Raw genomic sequence first — 20,789 nt, 5'->3', positions numbered from 1 at the left:
GTACGTGTGCCGGGCGGGTGGTACGTGAGCCGGGCCGGTGGTGGTGTGAGCCGGGCCGGCGGTACGGAAATCGGGTCGCCCGTACGGGAGTCGAGCCCGCGGCGGTGGGGGCCGAGCGGCCGGTGGCGCCCACGGGCCCCCGGCTGCCTTTGCCGCCCCGGTGGGTCCGGCCGTCCCGGTGGGTTCGACCGCCCCGGCGGGTTCGCCGGGCTGTGCAGAGCGTGGGCTCTGGTGGCCGGATAAGTCAACTGTTTCAAGGAGATGAATTACTGATGTCTTGGAATCGGGTTCGGCTCCCGGCTCCCTGCTCGACACCCGTAATTCCCTGCTGCTGAGCGGTTTCTGTGGCAGATCGTGCCGCGACCTCGCAAAATTCATAGGGGATTCATTCGCTCCTCAAGCGATTGACCCCTCTATGAATGGCTGGAAATCATTGGGCCACTTCGCCAGCCCCGCCTCAGACCCCCGTCTCCGAGGAGAGCCATGCCTTCCGACCGATCCGCGAGCCTCTCGCGCCGCACCGTTCTCGCCGTCGCCCTGGCGGCGACCCTCGGCCTCACGGCATCCGCCTGTTCGTCCGGCGCCTCCTCGGCCGGCGGGGGCGGCGACTCGTTCACCTACTGGTCCATGTGGAAGCAGAACGAACCGCAGGCCAAGGTGGTCCAGGCGGCGATCGACAGCTTCACCAAGGACACCGGCATCAAGGTCAGCGTCCAGTGGAAGGGGCGGCAGGTCGTCCAGCAGCTGGCGCCGACCCTGAACACCTCCAACGTCCCCGCCGACCTGATCGACTCCGCGGATCGCTTCGCCTACGCACAGCTCCAGGCCACCGGCCAGGCGCTCGACCTCACCTCCGTGCTCGACCAGGAGATTCCCGGCGAGAGCGGCAGCACCGTCGGCAGCGTCGTACCGGCCGCCTACCGCGACCTGAACACCGACAAGGGCGCCCTCTGGCAGATCCCGTACGAGGTGCTGACCACTCAGGTCTGGTACGACGGCAAGGCCCTGCCCGACGTGGCCGCGAAGCCGCCGGCCACCTGGGACGAGTTCACCGCACTGCTGGCGGACCGGAAGAAGGCCCGCGGTGACGGCCCACTCGCCCTGGACTCCGACATCGCGGACTACTCCGCCTACTGGACGTACTACGCCGTTCTGCGCGCCCTCGGCCCGGGCGCCTTCGGCAAGGCCGCCGCCGACCCGACCGGCAAGGCCTTCGAGGCGCCGGAGTTCGTCGCCGCGCTGGGGAAGGTCCAGGACCTGGTCAAGGCCGGTGACTTCACCGGTGGGTACGACGGATCCAAGTGGCCCGCCGTGCAGCAGAAGTGGGCCAAGGGCAAGTCCGACTTCCTGCTGCTGGGCACCTTCGCGCCCAGCGAGACGGCCGAGTTCGCCTCGCCCGGGTTCAGTTACCGCTCGTTCCCCGTGCCGGCCGTGAACACGGACGGCGGGAAGCAGGCGCAGGACATCTCGCTCATCGGCTTCTCGATCCCGAAGAAGGCGAAGAACACCGACGCCGCGTCGAAGTTCATCGCCTACTTCCTCGCCAAGCGGCAGCTCTCCGGCATCTCCACCGAGGCCAAGAACATCACCCCGCGCGCGGACATCCCCGCCCCGGCCGAGCTCGCCGACGCACAGAAGGCTCTGGTCGACGGCACGCCCGTGAAGACGCTCGACGGCGTGAAGGAGACCGCCGCCGAGTGGTACACCAAGGTCTTCCAGCCGCTCAACACCAGCTTCATCACCGGCAAGTTGAGCGCCGAGTCCTTCGCGGGGAAGCTCAAGTCCGGCACCGCGGACTACTGGAAGAACGCCTCGTGACGCCCACCGGGACGACGGCCACCGCGATGACGGCCACCGGGACCACGTCCACCGACACGGAGGTCCGCGACGTGAAGTCCGACGGCGGGACGGCGACCGACGCGGCGGCGCCCGCCGCCACCGGCAAGGGGCGCACGGGGAAGAAGCCGGCCGCCGCCCGCCCCAGCCCGCTCGCCGCCCGGCGCCGCAAGCTGTTCTGGCCGCTCCTCGCGCCGGCCGTCCTCGTCTACGTCGTATTCTTCGCCGGCCCGTCGCTCTACACGGTGTGGCTCAGCTTCAACAAATGGGGCGGCGCCGGCCCCATGAGCTTCGTCGGGATCGACAACTACCGCCGTCTGTTCGACGATCCGACCTTCCAGCAGTCGTTCACCAACACCCTGTGGATCATCCTGGGCGTCGGCGGACTGACCTTCCTGGTCTCCTTCGGGCTGACGATGGTGCTGCGGGACATGAAGGGCCGCAAGGCCGCCCGCTCCATCCTCTTCTTCCCCAACATCGTGCCCAGCGTGGTCCTGTCGATCCTCTGGGGCTTCCTCTTCCAGCACGACGGACTCGCCGACGCGCTCGTGGGCGCGCTGGGCATGGAGCACCCGCCGAACTGGCTCGGCCAGAGCAATATCTTCCGGGTCATCATGGTCGGCCTGGTCTGGACGTCCACCGGCTTCTACACCACCATCCTGATGGCCGCCGTGGACCAGATCCCGCCGGAGCTGTACGAGGACTGCGAGCTGGCCGGAGCCAACGCGCTGCAGAAGTTCCGCCATGTGACCCTGCCCCTGATGTGGGAGGTCGTCGGCGTCTGCGCGGTGCTGTGGACCATCAGCGCCGTCAAGGTCTTCGAGTTCATCTACGCCTTCGCCGGTGCCGCCGGACAGATGCCCGACGCCGGGGTGTGGAACACCGCGCTCTACACCTACGGGGAGGCCTTCGCCTCCGGTGGCGTACCCCGCTACGGCTCCGCCGCGGCGAGCGCCGTCGTGATGGTGACCCTGGTCGGCGTGCTCGTCGTCCTGATCCGCCGCGTCATGCGGCGCGACACCGTGCAGTTCTGACCGCGCGGTCCACCCCGACCGGATCGCGCCCGGGGACACTCGTCCACCGCGGCGCGGCCCGGCGCCCGAACCGCCCCGTACACCGGAACACCCCGAGAAGCCCGCGTGTCCCAGACCCACCACAGGAGGCCCCGCCGCCATGGCCGTCACCACGTCCGGTCGTCCCCCCGGCCGCCTCGCCCGCACGAGGAGCCGGCTCACCACCACCCAGGTCCTCGGCGTCCCGCTGGTCTGGATCGTCGCCGGCTTCAACATCCTCACCGGGCTGTGGCTGCTGCTCTCCTCGCTGAAGAGCGGCGACGAGATCTTCAACTCGCCGTGGCATCTGCCGGGTGCCCTGCACTGGGACAACTACTCCCGGGCCTGGAGCGAGGGGAACTTCGGGGTGGCGGCGGTCAACACCCTCGTCGTGGTGGGCGGCACCGCCGTGATCACCCTCGTGCTCGCCGCGCCCGCCGCGTACGTCCTCAGCCGGGTCACCACCCGGTTCAACGGCGGCTTCGTCCTCTTCTTCGCCCTCGGTCTCGGCATCCCGGCGCAGGTCGTGATGCTGCCGCTCTTCGTGGTCATGAACAAACTGCTGCTGGTGGACAGCCTGTTCGGCCTGATCGTGGTCTACGTCGCGACCTCTCTGCCGTTCGCCGTCTTCTTCCTCACGGGCTTCTTCTCGACCCTGCCGGTCGAACTGGAGGAGGCCGCAGCCCTCGACGGGGCGTCCGCCTTCCGTACGTTCTGGCAGGTCATGCTCCCGCTGGCGCGCGGCGGCCTGGTCACCGTGCTGATCCTCAACGTGATCCAGCACTGGGGCGAGACCGTGTTCGCCCTCGTCTTCATCCAGAACACCGACCACCAGACGCTCTCCCTGGCGCTCCTCGGCTTCCTCCAGCAGATGCAGTACAACGGCGCCGACTGGGGTGGCCTGTTCGCCGGCGTGGCCGTGGTCGTCCTCCCGGTCCTCGCCTGCTACGTATGGCTGGGCCGCCGGATCATCGAAGGCATGACCGTCGGCTCCGTCAAGTGACCTTCAAGGGAGACGACATGGCCGACGACAGGGCCGACCGCATGCCCGACGACATGCCCGCCGACAGGGACCGCGAGACGCCCGGCCGCAGGGCCTTCGCGCAGGGGCCCAAGGACCTCAAGTTCCGGCTCCTCGCCCAGGAGCTGCGGCAACAGGTGCGCGACGGTGCCTGGCCGGTCGGCGGGCGCCTGCCCACGGAGAAGCAACTCGCCCTCAGCAGCGGATCGTCGGTCTCCACCGTGCGACGCGCGGTCGACGAACTGATCGCCGAGGGGCTCGTCGTACGCAGGCAGGGCTCCGGCACCTTCGTCCTGGCGCCCGACGCCCCCCGCACCGCCCGCGCCCTGATCGGCGTACTCGTCCCCGACACCACGTTCTACTATCCGCAGGTCCTCCAGGGCATCGAGGAGGGGCTGTCCGCCGCCGGCGCCCGCCTGCTGCTCACCTGCTCCGGGTACGACCAAGAGCGCGAAGCGCGGGACGTGGCGGATCTCCTCGACGGCGGAGCGGACGGGCTGCTGCTCGTCCCCACCTTCAACGGGACCGAGCAACGCGAGAGTTACCTGGCGCGGATCGCCGCCCTGCCGGTCCCGGCCGTCCTGATCGAGCGGCGCGGCACCTCGCTCGGCGACACCAGCGAGTACGTCTGCACCCACCACGAGGCGGGCGCCTACGACGCCGTACGGCACCTCGCCGTGCTCGGCCACCGCTCCATCGGGCTCGTCCTGCGTGCCCCCGCCCCGACCGCCCCGCCGCTGATCGAGGGATACCGGCAGGCGGCGGCCGAACTCGGCTGCGCGACAACGGAGTTCGAGGCGACCCGGCAGGAGTGGAGCCCCGCCACCGCCGACCGTGCCCTCGCCGCGCTCCGGGCGGGCGGCGCCACCGCCGCCGTCTGCTTCGGCGACCGGCAGGCGGCCCTCCTGGAGGGCGCCGCCCGCAGGGCCGGGCTCACCGTCCCCGACGACCTCGCGCTCGTCGCGTACGACGACGAGATCGCCGACCTCGCCGACATCCCGCTCACCGCCGTGGCACCCCCCAAACACCTGCTGGGCCGTACCGCCGCCGAGACGCTGCTGCGAAGGCTCCGCGAACCCGGATCGGCCCGCCATCGCATCCTGTTGCGCCCCAGCATCACCGTCCGCCAGTCCTGCGGCGCCCGGCCCGCCTGACCCGAGGCGGCCACCCGGCCCGCCTGACCCGAGGCGGCCACCCCCACCCCCGCCTTCCCCTCACCCACCCCCTCACCCAAGCAACGGGAGATCACCTCGTGACGGACATACGGCTCGGTCTGATCGGCGCCGGAGCGGTCGGCGTCCTGCACGCGCAGGCCGCAGAAACCACCTCCGGGGTACGTGTCACGGCGGTCTGCGACCTCGTGGAAGCGACCGCGCGCGGGGTCGCGGAGCCGCTGGGCGCCGCCGTCTTCACCGACCACCGCGCATTGATCGCCTCGGGCACCGTCGACGCCGTCGTGGTCAACACCCCGCACGCCCTGCACACCGCGATCGTGACCGACAGCGCGGCGGCCGGTCTGCACGTCCTGGTCGAGAAGCCCATGGCCACCAACTCGGCCGAGTGCACGGTCATGGAACAGGCGTGCGCGGACGCCGCGGTGACGCTCTTCGTGGGGCACATCCAGCACTTCCTGCCCCCGATGGTGGCCGCCCGCACGGCGCTCGACGCGGGTGCCATCGGCGAACTGCTCGCCGTCAGCGACTGGCGTTCCACCGACTACCGGCCGGGCAGCCGGCCCGACTGGTTCTTCGACCCGGCGGTCTCCGGCGGCGGTGTCTTCGTCAACATAGGTACGCACTGTGTGGACCGGCTCGTCTGGCTGGCCGGCCGCCGGGTCCGCGCGGTCAGCGCCAACGCCGTGCACCGGGCCGGCGCGCTCCCCGGCATCGAGACCGACATGATGGCCCGGCTGGAGCTGGAGGGCGGCCTCGTCGGTCACATCGGCGTCACCAGCACCGGGCTGCCCTCCCGCGACGAGCTGCTGCTGATCGGCGAGCGCGGCGCGATCCGGGTGGCGCGCGGCTCCGGCGCGACCCTGCACACCGAGCACGTGCCCGGCAGCGTCCCCTCCGTGCTCGCCGCCGAGTCGTCCCAGGACGTGCCCCGGGCGTTCGCCGCGCAGCTGGCCGCGTTCCGCGCGGCGGTACGCGGCGAGAGCGCGCCGGCCGTCACGGCGGACCACGGGCGGCACGTCGTCGAGGTCGTCGAGGCCGTCTACCGCTCCAGCGCCACCGGCGAACGCGTCGAGACCCCGGCCCCGGTCGGCGCCCCCGCAGTCTGACCCGCCCGCACCAGCACCCGCAGCACCCCCAGCACCCCCAGCACCACCGGAACGGAACACATCACCGCACCACCGCACGTGTCGAAGCTCCGCCCCCCCGAGGAGGATCCAGTGCACGAGATCACCGCCGCACCGTTCGGCCGCCGCGGCTTCATGTCCGCGCTGGCGCTGGCCGTGGCCGGCGCCGCGGGCGGCCTCCAGCTGCTGCCCGGCGCCACCCCGGCGGCAGCCGACGGCGACGCCTTCGACGTCCTGCGCGAGACCTGGGCCACCCTGCTGACCGGCGGTGACATCGATGCCACCGACGCCGACTACGCCCCCGCGCTCGCCGTCCTGTCGACCACCGCGACCGACCTGTGGAACACCATGGCGCCGGACACCGAGGGCAACTCCCTCTGGCCCGGCAAACCGCTCACCGTCCCCGCCAACATCACCGCCGGATACAAGGCGCTCGCCTCGCTCGCCACCGCGTACGCCACCGAGGGCACCACCGCCACCGACGGCAGCGGGCGCGCCCTGTACGGCTCCGCCGAGCTCGGCGCCGGCATCGTGGCCGGACTCGACTTCCTGCACGCCCAGGCGTACAACGCCACCGCCGTGGAGTCCGGCAACTGGTGGGAGTGGGAGATCGGCTGCCCCGTCGCCCTCAACAACGCGGCGATCCTCGTCCACCCCCTGCTCACCGAGGACCGGATCGCCGACTGGACGGCGGCGATCGACCACTTCGTACCCGACCCCACCCAGAACCGGTACGGGGCCGACCGCACCACCTCCACCGGCGCCAACCGCGTCGACCTCTGCCAGGTCGTCGCCCTGCGCGGGATCCTCGGCCGCAGCGACGAACGCGTCGCCGCCGCCGTCGCGGGCCTCTCCGACGTGTTCCCGTACGTCACCTCCGACGACGGGCTCTACGCGGACGGGTCTTTCGTCCAGCACTCGTACATCCCCTACACCGGCACCTACGGCATGGTGCTGCTGCGCGGGCTCACCAACCTGTTCCAGCTGCTGCACGGCTCCGCGCACGAGGTCACCGACCCCGCCGCCGCGCACATCCACACCTCGGTGGACACCGCGTTCGCCCCGTGGATCTGGAACGGCCTCTGCATGGACGCGGTCCGGGGCCGGGCCGTCAGTCGCGCCGCCGAGACCGACTTCTACGACGGCAACCTCACCGCCCAGGCCGTACTGCGCGCCGCGCTCTCCGCCCCCACCACCGAACAGGCCACCCGCTTCAAGGGCCTGGCGAAGGGCTGGATCACCCGGGGCGAGGCCTACGCCCCCTACAGCGCCACCGCCGGCATCGCGGGGGTCGCCCTCGCCGCCCCGGTCCTGAACGACCGCCGCCTGAAGGCCCTCCCCGAACCGGTCGGGCACCTCCAGTTCCCGAACATGGACCGGGCCGTGCACCGGGGCAAGGGCTGGGCGCTGGCCCTGGCCCTCTCCTCCACGCGCATCGCCCGCTACGAGTCGATGAACGGTGAGAATCTGCACGGCTGGCACACCGGCGACGGCATGTCCTACCTCTACCTCGCCGACGACCCCGGGCACTTCACCGACGACTTCTGGCCCACCGCCGACCCGAAGCGGATGCCCGGCACCACCACGGACACCGCGCCCCTCGCCGACGCGGCCGGTACGGGCACCCGCCCCGCCGCCACCTGGGCGGGCGGCGCGAGCCTCGACGGTACGTACGGCAGCCTCGGCCTCGACTTCCGGGCCCACGGCTCGACCCTCACCGCGAAGAAGTCCTGGTTCTGCCTGGACGACTCCGTCGTCTGCCTCGGCGCGGGGATCACCGGCGGCAGCGGCGCCGAGGTCGTCACCACCGTCGAACAGCGCAACCTCGGCGCCCCGGGCGCCCGCACCGCCCCGAAGCTGACCGTCGACGGCACCGCCGAGCCGTCCACCGCCGGCTGGTCCGCCACCCTCGACGTCACCGGCTGGGCGCACCTCGCCGGGGTCGGCGGCTACCTCTTCCCCGGCGGCGCCACCGTCCGGGCCGCCCGCACCGACCGCACAGGCTCCTGGCACGACATCAACACCGGCGGCACCACCACCGCCACCACCCGGCGCTACCTCAGCCTCGGCCTCTCCCACGGCACCGCCCCGGCGAACGACGCGTACGCCTACGTCCTGCTGCCGGGCGCCACCGCCTCCCGCACGGCGGCCCGCGCCGCCGAGCCCACCGTGGAGATCCTGGCCAACACCCCGGCCGTCCAGGCGATCCGGGAGAACTGCTCCGGAGTCGTCGCCGCCAACTTCTTCGCGGCCGGCACGGCGGCTGGCATCACGGCCGGTGCCCCCTGCTCGGTGATCCTGCGCCGCACCCGGAACACCCTGACGGTGGCGGTCTCCGACCCCACGCACACCGCGTCCTCGGTCACCGTACGGCTCGTCCACACCGGCACGGTCGTGAGCGCCGACCCCCGGATCGCCGTCGACACGGCCTCGCCCACCCTCGCGTTCACCGTGAACACGGCGGGCGCCGCCGGGGCCACCGCCGAGGCCGTCTTCACGGTCACCGGCGCCGCCCTCGCCCCCGTCGCGGACGGCTACGTCCGGGACGGCGCGTACGCCGACACCTCCTACGCCACCGCCACCACCCTCGTGGTGAAGAACGCCACCGGCAGCGGCTTCAACCGGCAGTCGTACCTCGCCTTCGACACCTCGGCGCTCACCGGCCGGATCGCCTCCGCCACCCTCTCCGTCCACGGGTTCGTCTCCGACTCCGGCGGCACCGAAGCCGTCGTGACCGCGTACGGGGTCGCCGACACGGCGTGGACCGAACCCGCCCTCACCTGGAACACCCGCCCCGCCCTCGGCACCGCCCGCGCGGACGCCCCGGTGACCGCCGTACCGTCCTGGCTCACCTTCGACGTCACCGCCCAGGTCGCGGCGGCGGCCCCCGGTCCCGTCTCCCTCGCCCTGGCCCAGGCCGCACCCGGCCTCGCCGTCGTCGTCAACTCCCGCGAGAACAAGGCGTATCCGCCGGTGCTGACGGTGACGCTGGGCTGAGCACGACGAACCGCCGCGTACCCGGAGCGATACGGGTACGCGGCGGTACGGGCGTCCCGTCGTCAGAGCCACCGGCACGGCCGGAGCGGTGTGACCAGAACATGACCTTGCGCCGGTTCCAGACCGATGGTCCAGGCATTTAATCTGACCGTTGGCTGCGTGTAACGCGGGAACGCGGTTACGCGGAACGAGGTGCACCACGAGGCGCACCCGCACGACGGGGGAGTACGGAAGATGGCCAAGCGCATACTGCGGTCCGGCACGGTGGTGCTCGGCGGCATGGGGCTGCTCGCGGTGACCCTCACCGCCTGCGGATCCGATCCCGACAAGCGCTGTGTGGACCGGGTGACCCAGAAGACGCTGCCGAAGTACGAGTGCAAGAGCGGCGGCCACGGCACCTACTACTACGGTGGCACCGTCAAGAACGGCAAGGTCTCCGGCGGCAGCTTCGACAAGTCCTCCGTCAACCGCGGCGGCTTCGGCTCCGACCACTCCAGCGGCGGCTGAGCCCGCCGTGGAACGCCGCACCGTCGAGCCCCGTCCCGACTGGCAGCGCATCGTCGAGGCACAGGGAGTGATCTACCCGCTCGCCCGCTACCCGGACGGCTCGCTGCGCCCCTACTGGGACGAGAGCGCGTACTACGTCTTCCCGCTGCCCGAGATCGAGGCGCTGGAGGAGACCGTCGAGGAGTTGCACACGATGTGCCTGGCCGCCGCCGCGCACATCGTGGAGTACGACCGCTTCGCCGACCTCGGCATCACCGACCCCCGGCTCACCCGCCTGGTCGCCGAGTCCTGGCACCGGCGCGCCGAACTCCCCTCCGTGTACGGGCGGTTCGACCTGCGGTACGACGGTACGGGCCCCGCGAAGATGCTGGAGTACAACGCCGACACCCCCACCTCGCTGGTGGAGGCCGCCAGTGCGCAGTGGTTCTGGATGGAGGACCGCTTCCCGGGCGCCGACCAGTGGAACTCGCTGCACGAGCGGCTCGTCGAGAGCTGGCGGCGGCAGGCCCCGCTCCTGCCGCCCGGGCCCCTGCACTTCGCGCACTCGGACGGTGACGAGCTGGGCGAGGACCTGATGACGGTCGCGTACCTGCGCGAGACCGCCCAGCAGGCGGGCATCGACACCGAGGCGCTCTCCGTCGAACGCATCGGCTGGGACTCGCTGACCGGCCGGTTCGTCGACGAGCAGCTCCGCTTCATCCGCAGCTGTTTCAAGCTCTACCCGTGGGAGTGGCTGACCACCGACGCGTTCGGCGCGCACGTCATGGAGACGCTCGACAACGGCGGTGGCACCGGCTCCACCTGCTGGATCGAGCCCGCCTGGAAGATGCTCCTCTCCAACAAGGCGCTGCTGGCGATCCTCTGGGAGCTCTACCCGGGCCACCCCAACCTGCTGCCGGCCTACCTGGACGGCCCGCGCGAACTCGCCGGGTACGGCAGCGCCGGGTACGTCTCCAAGCCGCTGCTCGGCCGCGAAGGGGCGGGCGTCGAACTGCACGGCCCCGGCAGCCCGCCGGTTCTGCGCGAGGAGCCCTGCTGCTACCAGGAGCTGGCGCCGCTGCCCGACTTCGACGGCAACCGTGTGGTGCTCGGCGCCTGGGTGGTCGGCGACGAGCCGGCGGGCCTCGGCATCCGTGAGTCGGCCGGTCCGGTCACGGACGAGTACGCCCGCTTCCTGCCGCACCTGATCCTCTGACCCCGGGGGCTCCGGGGCTCCGGGGTTCCGGGGCCCCGAGGGCCCGGGAGCGCGATGCCGTGCCGGGGCGCCGGCCTCAGACGGGGTGGGCGCCCGTGGGCACGCCGTGGGCGACCCCGTACGGAGTCAGGGCGACCACGCCTCTGCCGCGCGTGACGGTTTCCGGGCCGATGGCGAGGGGGCTGGCTCCGAACGACTCGGCGATGCCGGGCGCGAGGTCGAACGCGGCCCACTTCCACTCGTCCGCGTCGTCGTCGGACTCCAGCGCCGGGTCCCACTCCGGCCGGAGGCCGAGTTCCGCCCGGTGGGCCCGCTCGAACGGCAGGGGATCGCCGAGGGTCAGCAGATGGTTCTCACCGTCTCCGGTCTCGCAGTAGCGCCGGACCACCGAGCCCTGTTCGGCGACGAGCCAGGCCGAGCCGTCGCCCTGGGCGCCGTAGTAGTACGCCTGAGCGCTCCCGAAGCGTGCGCTGAGCCGCGTGCAGAGCCTCAGGACGTCCTCGGCGCGTTCCGCGTCGCAGGGGTCGCACCACGCGCCCAGTACGAAGGTCCAGCCGTCGAGTTCGGGGGTGACGAAGACCCTGGCGAAACCGGACGGGTCGTCCGGGCCGGCCTCGTGGCCGTCGGCGTCCACGATGTCGTTGCCGAGCGCGAAGGTCACCTGCCTCGGACCGACGAGGCCGAGCGTCTCGATGATTCCCGCCTGGTCCCCGCCCGGCACCGCGATCCAGTGGTTCCAGCAGGTCCAGGGCGCCGTGGGCCGCTCGTCCGGGGCCTTCACACGGACGAGGCGCTCGATCGCCGCCACGTCGCGCTCGGACAGCGCGCTCTCGCCGCCGAGTCGGGCGAGCACGGACAGCGCCCCGGCGCGCTGCCGCCCTGGGCCCTCCCGTCGTATCCGCAGCAGGAGAGGTACGAGAACCTCCGCGATCTCCTTGCCGCACGCCATCAGGGTGTCCCGCGCCTGACGGGCGACCTCGCGATCGGTGTCGCCGAGCAGGGGAAGCAGTGCGGGAAGGGCCGTGCGGCCGTTGTCGGCGCAGAGCCCGATCCCGCGTACCGACTGGCAGCGGACGAGGGGTGAGGGGTGGGACAGTGCGGCGGCGTAGCGGTCGACGACCCCGGCGCCCAACCGGATGAACGCGTGGCCGACCTCTTCGCGGGCCTCCGCCGTGGGTGCGTCGAGGAGCTCTCGCGCCAGACGGTCGAACGCCGGGTGCCCGATACGCCGGAGCACCGGCGCCGCCTCCCGCCAGGTCACGGGCGACGACGGGTCCGTCAGCGCGCGCACGAGGGCCTCCGCTGCCACGGCCCCTCCCCGGGCCAACTCCTCCGACGCGGGCCCGCGTCGGTCCGGGCGCACCAGGTCCTTGACCAGGACCCCGGGCGGTTCCAGGCCCCCGGACGGTTCCTTGTCCATGAAGTGCTCCGTCCTTCCCGTCGGCCGGCGGTAAGGGCCTGGGTACGGCCTGTCCGCACCTCCCGCCATGATCGCGCAGGGGTGTGACAACGCGACGTCCACGGGCTGTCCTTGCGGGGCGACCCGCTCGCCGGAGGGGGCGGATGCGCGCCGCAGCCGACAGTCGGTCCTGTCATGACCCTGGCGGAAAGATGGGCCCGGCTCCAGAATGGCCCCCGACTGTGGGAGCGCTCCCAACCTGGGTGGCGCCGCATGTCCGTACCCCGCCGACGCACGACGAAAGGTGTCCCGGTGAACGCCCCACCCCCACGCCTCCGTACCTCGCGCCCCCGCCCGCCGCACCGCCGCGGCGCCCGGTCCCTCGCGCGGCTGTCCGGTGCGACGGCCGTCGCCCTGCTCGCCGCGATGCTTGCCGCACCCGGTGCCGCCGCGGCCGACGAACCCGCACCCGCCGAAGGAGCCGAGCAGATCACCAACGGCGGCTTCTCCGCCGGCACCGCGCCCTGGTGGTGGACGGCGAACACCTCCGGGACGGTCGTCGACGGGCGCCTCTGCGCCGACGTCCCGGCCGGTACGGCCAACGCCTGGGACGTGATCGTCGGGCAGAACGACGTCCCCCTCGAAGCCGGGGAGACGTACCTCCTCAGCTACGCCGCGAGCTCCACCGTGCCGCTGACCGTGCAGACCCGCGTCCAGGAGGCCGTCGAGCCCTGGACCACCGAACTCGCCACCGCCGACCCGGTCGGCACCGAACCGGTCACCGTCACCCACGTGTTCACCGCCACCGCGGACCGGCCGGGCGCGCAGGTCGCCCTCCAGATCGGCGGCGGCGAGCGGGCCACCACCTTCTGCTTCGACGACGTCTCCCTGCGCGGCGGCGCCGAACCGCCGGTGTACGTCCCCGACACCGGCTCCCCGGTACGGATCGACCAGGTCGGCTACCTCCCGTACGGCACCAAGGGCGGCACCGTGGTGACGGACGCGGAGGCGCCGCTGACCTGGACGGTGAAGGCCGCCGACGGTTCCGTCGCCGCCACCGGCGCGACCGTCCCCGCGGGCGAGGACCCGACCTCCCGGCAGCGCGTCCACACCTTCGACTTCAGTGGTCTCACCACCGTCGGCGACGGCTACACCGTGGACGTCGACGGGCAGGTCAGCGAGCCGTTCTCGGTGCGCGCCGACCTCTACGACTCCCTGCGCTCCGACGCGCTGGCGTACTTCTACCACAACCGCAGCGGCATCCCGATCGAGGCGGACCTCGTCGGCGAGGAGTACGCGCGCCCCGCCGGACACGCCGGTACGTCGCCCAACCAGGGCGACACCGACGTGCCCTGCGTCCCCGGCGTCTGCGACTACCGCCTGGACGTCCAGGGCGGCTGGTACGACGCGGGCGACCACGGCAAGTACGTGGTCAACGGCGGTATCGCGGTGGCCCAGTTGATGGACACGTACGAGCGGACCCTGACCGCCGCCGACGCCGAGGGTGCCCAACTCGGCGACAGCACCCTGCGCGTGCCGGAGCGCGGCAACGACGTGCCCGACATCCTCGACGAGGCCCGCTGGGAGCTGGACTTCCTGCTCCGCATGCAGGTACCGGCCGGTGAACCGCTCGCGGGCATGGTCCACCACAAGGTGCACGACGCCGCCTGGACCGGCATCCCCACCCGCCCGGACCAGGACCCCCAACCCCGCGAGCTGCACGCCCCGTCGACCGCCGCGACCCTCAACCTCGCCGCGACCGGCGCCCAGTGCGCCCGCCTCTTCGCCCCGTACGACCAGGAGTTCGCCGACCGCTGCCTGCGGGCCGCCACCACCGCCTGGAAGGCCGCCTCCGCGCACCCCGCCGTGTACGCCGACCCGGCGGACGGCACCGGCGGCGGGACGTACAGCGACAACGACGTGACCGACGAGTTCTACTGGGCCGCCGCCGAACTCTTCACCACCACCGGTGACTCCGCCTACCGCACCGCCCTTCTCACCTCCCCGCTCGACGGCGACGCCGACCGGATCTTCTCCGCCGGCGGCGGCATCTCCTGGGGCTCCACCGCCGGACTCGGCGTGCTCACCCTCGCCACCGTCCCCAACGACCTGACCACCGCCGAACTCGCCGGTGTCCGCTCGGTCGTGACCGCGGGAGCCGACCGCTACGCGGCACAGTCCCGCGCCGAGGCGTACGGGCTGCCCTACTCCCCGCCCGGCGAGGACTACGCCTGGGGCTCCAACAGCCAGGTGCTCAACAACATGGTCGTCCTCGCCGTCGCCCACGACCTCACCGGCGAACCCGCCTACCAGGACGCGATCCTGCGCGGCGCCGACTACCTCTTCGGCCGCAACCCGCTCAATCAGTCGTACGTCACCGGGTACGGCGAGCGGTACTCCGAGAACCAGCACCACCGGTTCTGGGCCCACCAGAGCAACCCCGACCTGCCCCACCCGCCGCCCGGCACGGTGGCCGGCGGCCCCAACGCGACGGCAATCGCCGCCGGTGACCCGGTGGCCGCCGAGAAGCTCGGCGGCTGCGCCCCGGCCATGTGCTACCTCGACGACAACGGCTCCTGGGCCACCAACGAGGTCACCATCAACTGGAACGCGCCGCTCGCCTACATCGCCTCCTACCTGGACGACGCGGGCGACGGCCGTACGGCGGCCGACCGCGCCGACCGGGTCTGCCAGGTGACCTACACCTCGCACGCCTGGACCGGCGGCTCCACCGTCACCGTGCGGGTCCGCAACACCGGCACCGCCCCGCTCCCCGCCTGGCAGCTGAGCTGGCTCTTCCCCGGCGGGCAGCGGATCGGCCAGACCTGGAGCGCGGACCTCGCCCAGAGCGGCCGTACGGTCACGGCGAAGCCGCTGGACTGGAACCGTGACCTCGCCCCGGGCGCGACCGCCGACTTCGGGTTCAACACCACCACCGCGAAGGCCGGGGCCGACCCGTCGGTCTTCAAGCTCGGCGGACACGCCTGCTCCACCGCGTAGGCCCCAGGGGGTGCCCGGCCGGGTGGTTCCCGCCCGGCCGGGCACCCCCGCCCCCTACTTCTCGCTCAGCACCGCGCGGAGCCGGTCGAGCCCCCAGTCGAGGTCCTCCCGCTCGATCACCAGCGGGGGCGCGATCCGGATGGTGGAGCCGTGGGTGTCCTTCACCAGGACGCCCCGCTCCATCAGCCGCTCCGAGATCTCCCGCCCGGTGCCCAGCGCCGGGGCGACGTCCACCCCGGCCCACAGCCCCCGGCCGCGCACCGCCTCCACCGTGCCGCCGCCCACCAGCCGGCCCAGCTCACGGTGGAGATGGGCGCCCAGCTCCGCCGCCCGCTCCTGGTACTCACCGGTGCGCAGCATCGCGATCACTTCCAGCGCCACCGCGCACGCCAGCGGGTTGCCGCCGAACGTCGAACCGTGCTCGCCCGGCCGGAACACCCCCAGCACCGCCGCCGAGGACACCACCGCGGACACCGGCACCACCCCGCCGCCGAGCGCCTTCCCCAGGACGTACATGTCCGGCACCACACCCTCGTGCTCGCAGGCGAAGGTCCGCCCGGTGCGGCCCAGGCCCGACTGGATCTCGTCCGCGACGAAGAGCACGTTCCGCTCCCGGGTCAGCTCCCGGACCCCGGCGAGATAGCCCTCCGGCGGCACCAGCACCCCGGCCTCGCCCTGGATCGGCTCCAGCAGCACCGCGACCGTGTTGTCCGTCATCGCGTCCCGCATCGCGGTGAGGTCGCCGTACGGCACGATCTCGAACCCGGGCGTGTACGGCCCGTAGTCCGCGCGTGCCTCCGGGTCCGTGGAGAAGCTGACGATCGTGGTCGTGCGGCCGTGGAAGTTGTCCGCCGCCACGATGATCTTGGCCATGCCGTCCGGGACGCCCTTGACGGTGTACCCCCACTTGCGCACCGTCTTCACGGCGGTCTCCACCGCCTCCGCGCCGGTGTTCATCGGCAGCACCATCTCCATGCCGCACAACTCGGCGAGCTCCGTGCAGAACGCGGCGAACCGGTCGTGGTGGAACGCCCGCGAGGTGAGCGTCACCCGGTCCAGCTGTGCCTTCGCCGCGTCGATCAGCCTGCGGTTGCGGTGGCCGAAGTTGAGCGCCGAGTACCCGGCCAGCAGGTCGAGATAGCGGCGCCCCTCCACGTCGGTCATCCAGGCCCCGTCCGCCGTCGCGACGACGACGGGCAGCGGGTGGTAGTTGTGCGCGCTGTGGGCCTCGGTGGAGGCGAGGGTGTTCTCCGTGGTCGACACGGGGTCTCCGTTCGTCGTGCGGCGCGTGCGGACGCGGTGCGGACCGGGCGGGTGACGCCCGGGATCGGGGGCGGCGGGCAGGTCGTGCCCACTTTGTATCGTTCCGTCGCCGTACCGCCCGGGAAACCCGCCGCCCCGCCCGCGCGCCCGCGCCGCCCCGCCCGCGTGTCCGCCCCGCCACGCACGCCGGGCGCTTCCCCGGCAACGTGTTTCTCCTCTCACCGCCCGCCCCGGTACCCCGGCGCACCGCTGAACTGGGCCGCCCCGGGGCCCGTCGAGGATTCCCGAGTACCGGCTGCCCGGGATCGGTTGCGCACCTGAGACAATGGGCACATGGCCTCTGACCGACCTCGCGTGCTCTCCGGAATCCAGCCCACCGCAGGCTCGTTCCACCTCGGCAACTACCTGGGCGCGGTGCGCCAGTGGGTGGCGTTGCAGGAGTCCCACGACGCCTTCTACATGGTGGTGGACCTGCACGCGATCACCGTGCCGCAGGACCCGAAGGAGCTGCGGGCCAACACCCGCCTCGCCGCGGCCCAGCTGCTGGCCGCCGGGCTCGACCCCGAGCGGTGCACGCTCTTCGTGCAGAGCCACGTCCCCGAGCACGCGCAGCTCGGCTGGCTGATGAACTGCCTGACCGGGTTCGGCGAGGCGTCCCGGATGACCCAGTTCAAGGACAAGGCCGCCAAGCAGGGCGCCGACAGGGCGACCGTCGGCCTCTTCACGTACCCGGTCCTCCAGGTCGCGGACATCCTGCTCTACCAGGCCAACCAGGTCCCGGTGGGCGAGGACCAGCGCCAGCACATCGAGCTGACCCGCGACCTCGCCGAGCGCTTCAACGGCCGCTTCGGCGACACCTTCACCATCCCGGCGCCGTACATCCTCAAGGAGACGGCGAAGATCTTCGACCTCCAGGACCCGTCGATCAAGATGAGCAAGTCGGCGTCCACGCCGAAGGGCCTCATCAACCTCCTGGACGACCCGAAGACCACGGCCAAGAAGGTGAAGAGCGCGGTCACCGACACCGACACGGTGATCCGGTACGACGCCGAGAACAAGCCGGGCGTCAGCAACCTCCTGACCATCTACTCCACCCTCACCGGCACCACCGTCGAGGCGCTGGAGCAGAAGTACGAGGGCCAGATGTACGGCGCGCTGAAGACGGATCTCGCCGAAGTCATGGTGGAGTTCGTCACGCCGTTCCGTGACCGTACCCAGGAGTACCTGGACGACCCGGAGACGCTGGACTCGCTGCTGGCCAAGGGCGCGGAGAAGGCCCGGACGGTCGCCGCGGAGACGCTGGCGCAGGCGTACGACCGGATGGGCTTCCTGCCCGCCAAGCACTGAGTCGAAGGACCCTGGCGGGAGCACGGGATCGCGCGGCACACTTGCGGCGACGGCCCCGTGCGACCGCCGGTGCCGCGGCGCCCGGGCGCGCGCGGTCATCGGGCATCATCGATCGACGACAGAGGAGATACGACGTGGGGACCGTAACGCTCGGCGTTTCGATCGCGGTCCCGGAGCCCTTCGGCACTCTGCTCCAGCAGCGCCGTGCCGGCTTCGGGGACCCGGCCGCGTACGGCATCCCCACGCACATCACCCTGCTGCCGCCGACCGAGGCGTCGGCGGCAGTGGTGCCGGCCGCCGAGGCACACCTCGCCCGGATCGCCGTCGGCTGCCGGCCCTTCCCGATGAGGCTGAGCGGGACCGGGACGTTCCGCCCGCTCTCGCCCGTCGTCTACGTCCGGGTCGTCGAAGGCGCCTCCTCCTGCGCCTGGCTCCAGAAGCGGGTCCGGGACGCCTCGGGACCGCTGACACGTGAGCTCCAGTTCCCTTACCACCCGCACGTCACCGTCGCGCACTCCATCGACGAGGCGGCCATGGACCGGGCGTACGAGGAGCTCGCGGAGTACGAGGCCGCCTGGACCTGCGCCTCCTTCGCGCTCTACGAACAGGGCTCCGACAGCGTCTGGCGCAAGATCAACGAGTTCCCGTTCGGCGCGGGCGGCGGCATGTCCCCGCTGCCCGTGCAGAGCGGGTTCTCGGCGGACGAGCCCTCGCTGCACGGGCTGCTCTGACCTGGGGCCTCCGGCGCCGGAGGGACAGTGGGCCGTTCGAGTGGGAAAATTTTTCCACAGGTAGGAGCAACGGCCCCATGCCGCCGCTCCGTCATTCGTCACTGTCGCGGAGGTGGTCCGCGTGGTCCCGCTCTCCAGCCGTGAACGCCAGATACTGGCGCAACTGGAAGCCTCGCTCGCGCGGGATTTCCCGGACGATCCCGCCGTCCAGTTCGGGCGCGACGTCGAAGGTGAGCGCAACGCCGGGGGCGAGCGCGACCTCCTGGAGAAACCACCGCGCGAGGGTCCCGGCAAAGGGGGGCCCCGCCATGAGACTCCCGGTACGCGACCCGGGGCCGGACCGGACCGTGAACCCCTGGCCGCGGATCCTCCGGGGCCACCGGCACCCCCCGCCGGCCCGGCCCCGGACGGTCTCACCGGCACCCCGCACGGCCCCGGCCCTCTCGGCCGGCTGATCCGGTCCCGCCGGACGTTCGCCCTGCTGGCCGTCGTCTCGTTCGTGCTGCTGGGCACCGGCATGGTCACCGGGAACCTCTGGGTGGTGGTCGCCTTCGTGGTGACCTGGTCGGCGACCTTCCTCATCGGCGCGGCCCGGATGCTCGCCTGGTCCCGCAGGCAGGGGTATTGACCCCCTCAGCGCGAGGCGGGGAGCCGGCGGAAGAGCGGGCGCGGCACATGGCGCAGCGCCGACATGACCACCCGCAGCCCGCCCGGCACCCACACCGTCTCCGAGCCCCGCGCCAGCCCCGCGACGATCGCCTCCGCGACCTCCTCCGGGGTGGTGTCCAGCGCCGACTCCCGCGCTCCGGCCGTACGAGCGGTCCGCACGAACCCCGGGCGCACCACCAGCACCTGCACCCCGGTGCCGTACAGCGCGTCGCCGAGGCCCTGCGCGAACACGTCCACGCCCGCCTTGCTGGAGCCGTAGATGAAGTCCTCGCGCCGGGCGCGCTCCGCGGCGACCGAGGAGAGCACCACCAGGGAACCGTGGCCCTGCGCCTGGAGCGCGCCCGCGCACACCAGACCGGCGGAGACCGCCCCCACGTAGTTGGTACGGGCCACCAGCGCGGCGGCGGCCGGGTCCTCCTCGTCGCGAGCCTGGTCGCCCGCGATGCCGAAGGCCAGCAGCACCGCGTCCACGTCCCCTTCCGCGAACACCTTGCCGAGCCCCGACGCGTGCGACTCCGGGTCCAGCGCGTCGAACTCCACCGTGGAGACCTCGGCGCCCAGTTCCCGCAGCTCGTCGGCCGCGGACTCCAGCGCGGCCGAGGGCCGGCCGGCGAGCCGGACCGTCCGGGTGCGCAGGGCGATCAGCCGGCGCGCGGTGGCCAGCCCGATCTGCGAGGTGCCACCGAGAACGAGCAGGGACTGCGGGGCGCCGAAGGCGTCCTTCACGGGAACACTCCTGGTTGACGGGCTCGATGCCGGGACGGGATGCGGTCGTGGGTGGGCGCGCGGCCGTGGATGGGCGCGCGGCCTCGGGCGGGCGTGCGGTGTCGGGTGGACGTGCGGTGCCGGGGCCGGGCGGGCTTCAGAGCCCGAGCCGGCGCGCGAGGTCGGAGCGGAAGGCGCCCGTCGGGTCGGTACGGGCCCGCAGCGCGCGGAACTCCGCCGCCCGGGGGTACATCGCGGCCAGCGACTCCGGCCGAAGCCGGGAGTCCCGTGCCAGGCTGACCCGTCCTCCGGCGGCGGCCACCTCGTCGTCCAGCCCGTCCAGGAAGCGGCCGATGCCCGGCAGCCCGGCCGGTACGTCCAGGGCGAGGCACCAGCCGGGCGCCGGGAACGACAGCCAGCCGGGCCCGTCCGCGCCGAACCGTTCGAGCACCGCGACCGAGGACGGGCAGGCCCGGGTGGAGAGCCGGCGCACCACTCGGTGCAGGGTCTCCTCCTTGCCGGGGCCGACCGTGAACTGGTAACGCACGAAGCCGCTCCGGCCGGCCGGAGCAGGCGTCCGGGGCAGGGCGTCGGGGGAGCGGAAGAAGGCGTCGAAACTCCGCAGCATGCCCGTACGCTTCCGCGGCCCCGCCCGGTGGCGCGCCTCGTTGACCAGCCCCATCGCGGTGCGGCCGAGCAGGCTCGTCGGCGCGAAGGCGGGCACCGCCGGCAGCTGCGGCAGCAGTGCGGGCGCGTCGAGCGGAGCCC

Annotated in this window: 16 protein-coding genes; 12 read left to right on the top strand and 4 right to left on the bottom strand. The window is 72.5% G+C overall.

Annotation, left to right across the window (positions count from 1 at the left end; genetic code table 11):
• The first annotated feature begins 483 nt into the window (after window positions 1-483).
• From ACWD3D_RS05870 to ACWD3D_RS05835, 8 genes are all read left to right on the top strand, one after another.
• Window positions 484-1,818, top strand: coding sequence for an ABC transporter substrate-binding protein (locus tag ACWD3D_RS05870; RefSeq protein WP_451459680.1), 1,335 nt, complete (start codon window positions 484-486; stop codon window positions 1,816-1,818).
• Window positions 1,815-2,870, top strand: a complete 1,056-nt coding sequence (locus ACWD3D_RS05865) for a carbohydrate ABC transporter permease (protein ID WP_451459679.1) — start codon at window positions 1,815-1,817, stop codon at window positions 2,868-2,870. Before ACWD3D_RS05870 ends, ACWD3D_RS05865 begins: the two co-directional genes overlap by 4 nt.
• Before the next feature lie 139 nt (window positions 2,871-3,009).
• Window positions 3,010-3,891, top strand: a complete 882-nt coding sequence (locus tag ACWD3D_RS05860) for a carbohydrate ABC transporter permease (protein WP_451459678.1) — start codon at window positions 3,010-3,012, stop codon at window positions 3,889-3,891.
• Window positions 3,892-3,908: 17 nt separating this feature from the next.
• Complete coding sequence (locus ACWD3D_RS05855; protein ID WP_451459677.1) at window positions 3,909-5,063, top strand: substrate-binding domain-containing protein; 1,155 nt, start codon at window positions 3,909-3,911, stop codon at window positions 5,061-5,063.
• 98 nt (window positions 5,064-5,161) lie between these two features.
• Window positions 5,162-6,190: a Gfo/Idh/MocA family protein gene (locus tag ACWD3D_RS05850; RefSeq protein ID WP_451459676.1), complete on the top strand. Its 1,029-nt coding sequence runs from the start codon at window positions 5,162-5,164 to the stop codon at window positions 6,188-6,190.
• Between the two features lie 111 nt (window positions 6,191-6,301).
• Window positions 6,302-9,205, top strand: coding sequence for a polysaccharide lyase family 8 super-sandwich domain-containing protein (locus tag ACWD3D_RS05845; RefSeq protein ID WP_451459675.1), 2,904 nt, complete (start codon window positions 6,302-6,304; stop codon window positions 9,203-9,205).
• A 234-nt stretch (window positions 9,206-9,439) separates the two neighbouring features.
• Window positions 9,440-9,712: a hypothetical protein gene (locus ACWD3D_RS05840; RefSeq protein WP_451459674.1), complete on the top strand. Its 273-nt coding sequence runs from the start codon at window positions 9,440-9,442 to the stop codon at window positions 9,710-9,712.
• 7 nt (window positions 9,713-9,719) lie between these two features.
• Entirely contained in the window at window positions 9,720-10,907 is a 1,188-nt protein-coding gene (locus ACWD3D_RS05835) for a glutathionylspermidine synthase family protein (protein ID WP_451459673.1), read from the top strand.
• A gap of 76 nt (window positions 10,908-10,983) precedes the next feature.
• Here the strand turns inward: ACWD3D_RS05835 and ACWD3D_RS05830 are convergent, their stop codons facing one another.
• Window positions 10,984-12,327 carry a HEAT repeat domain-containing protein gene (locus ACWD3D_RS05830; protein WP_451459672.1) on the bottom strand — a complete coding sequence of 448 codons (1,344 nt, stop codon included), beginning with the start codon at window positions 12,325-12,327 and terminating at the stop codon, window positions 10,984-10,986.
• Between the two features lie 405 nt (window positions 12,328-12,732).
• Between ACWD3D_RS05830 and ACWD3D_RS05825 the strand changes: the two genes are divergently transcribed.
• The gene (locus tag ACWD3D_RS05825; RefSeq protein ID WP_451459699.1) at window positions 12,733-15,306 is read left to right on the top strand and encodes a glycoside hydrolase family 9 protein; all 2,574 of its coding nucleotides are present in this window, start codon (window positions 12,733-12,735) and stop codon (window positions 15,304-15,306) included.
• A gap of 54 nt (window positions 15,307-15,360) precedes the next feature.
• Here ACWD3D_RS05825 and rocD read toward each other — a convergent pair whose 3' ends face one another.
• Window positions 15,361-16,569 (bottom strand): ornithine--oxo-acid transaminase, encoded by a 1,209-nt coding sequence (gene rocD / locus ACWD3D_RS05820; protein WP_451459671.1) that lies wholly within the window; start codon window positions 16,567-16,569, stop codon window positions 15,361-15,363.
• Window positions 16,570-16,902: 333 nt separating this feature from the next.
• Here rocD and trpS point away from each other — a divergent pair, with 333 nt between their 5' ends.
• The 3 genes from trpS (at window position 16,903) to ACWD3D_RS05805 (ending at window position 19,275) form a co-directional block, all read left to right on the top strand.
• Complete coding sequence (trpS, locus tag ACWD3D_RS05815) at window positions 16,903-17,916, top strand: tryptophan--tRNA ligase (protein ID WP_451459670.1); 1,014 nt, start codon at window positions 16,903-16,905, stop codon at window positions 17,914-17,916.
• A 134-nt stretch (window positions 17,917-18,050) separates the two neighbouring features.
• Complete coding sequence (locus ACWD3D_RS05810) at window positions 18,051-18,647, top strand: 2'-5' RNA ligase family protein (protein WP_451459669.1); 597 nt, start codon at window positions 18,051-18,053, stop codon at window positions 18,645-18,647.
• Window positions 18,648-18,768: 121 nt separating this feature from the next.
• Window positions 18,769-19,275: a hypothetical protein gene (locus ACWD3D_RS05805; protein WP_451459668.1), complete on the top strand. Its 507-nt coding sequence runs from the start codon at window positions 18,769-18,771 to the stop codon at window positions 19,273-19,275.
• 5 nt (window positions 19,276-19,280) lie between these two features.
• Here the strand turns inward: ACWD3D_RS05805 and ACWD3D_RS05800 are convergent, their stop codons facing one another.
• Together ACWD3D_RS05800 and ACWD3D_RS05795 are read right to left on the bottom strand one after the other, a co-directional pair.
• The gene (locus ACWD3D_RS05800) at window positions 19,281-20,042 is read right to left on the bottom strand and encodes a decaprenylphospho-beta-D-erythro-pentofuranosid-2-ulose 2-reductase (protein ID WP_451459667.1); all 762 of its coding nucleotides are present in this window, start codon (window positions 20,040-20,042) and stop codon (window positions 19,281-19,283) included.
• Between the two features lie 136 nt (window positions 20,043-20,178).
• The coding region (locus tag ACWD3D_RS05795) for a D-arabinono-1,4-lactone oxidase (RefSeq protein ID WP_451459666.1) at window positions 20,179-20,789 on the bottom strand (611 nt) is incomplete at its 5' end.

The sequence above is a fragment of the Streptomyces sp. NPDC002690 genome, from assembly GCF_053592415.1.
This window is presented reverse-complemented; position numbering and strand designations above follow the sequence as displayed.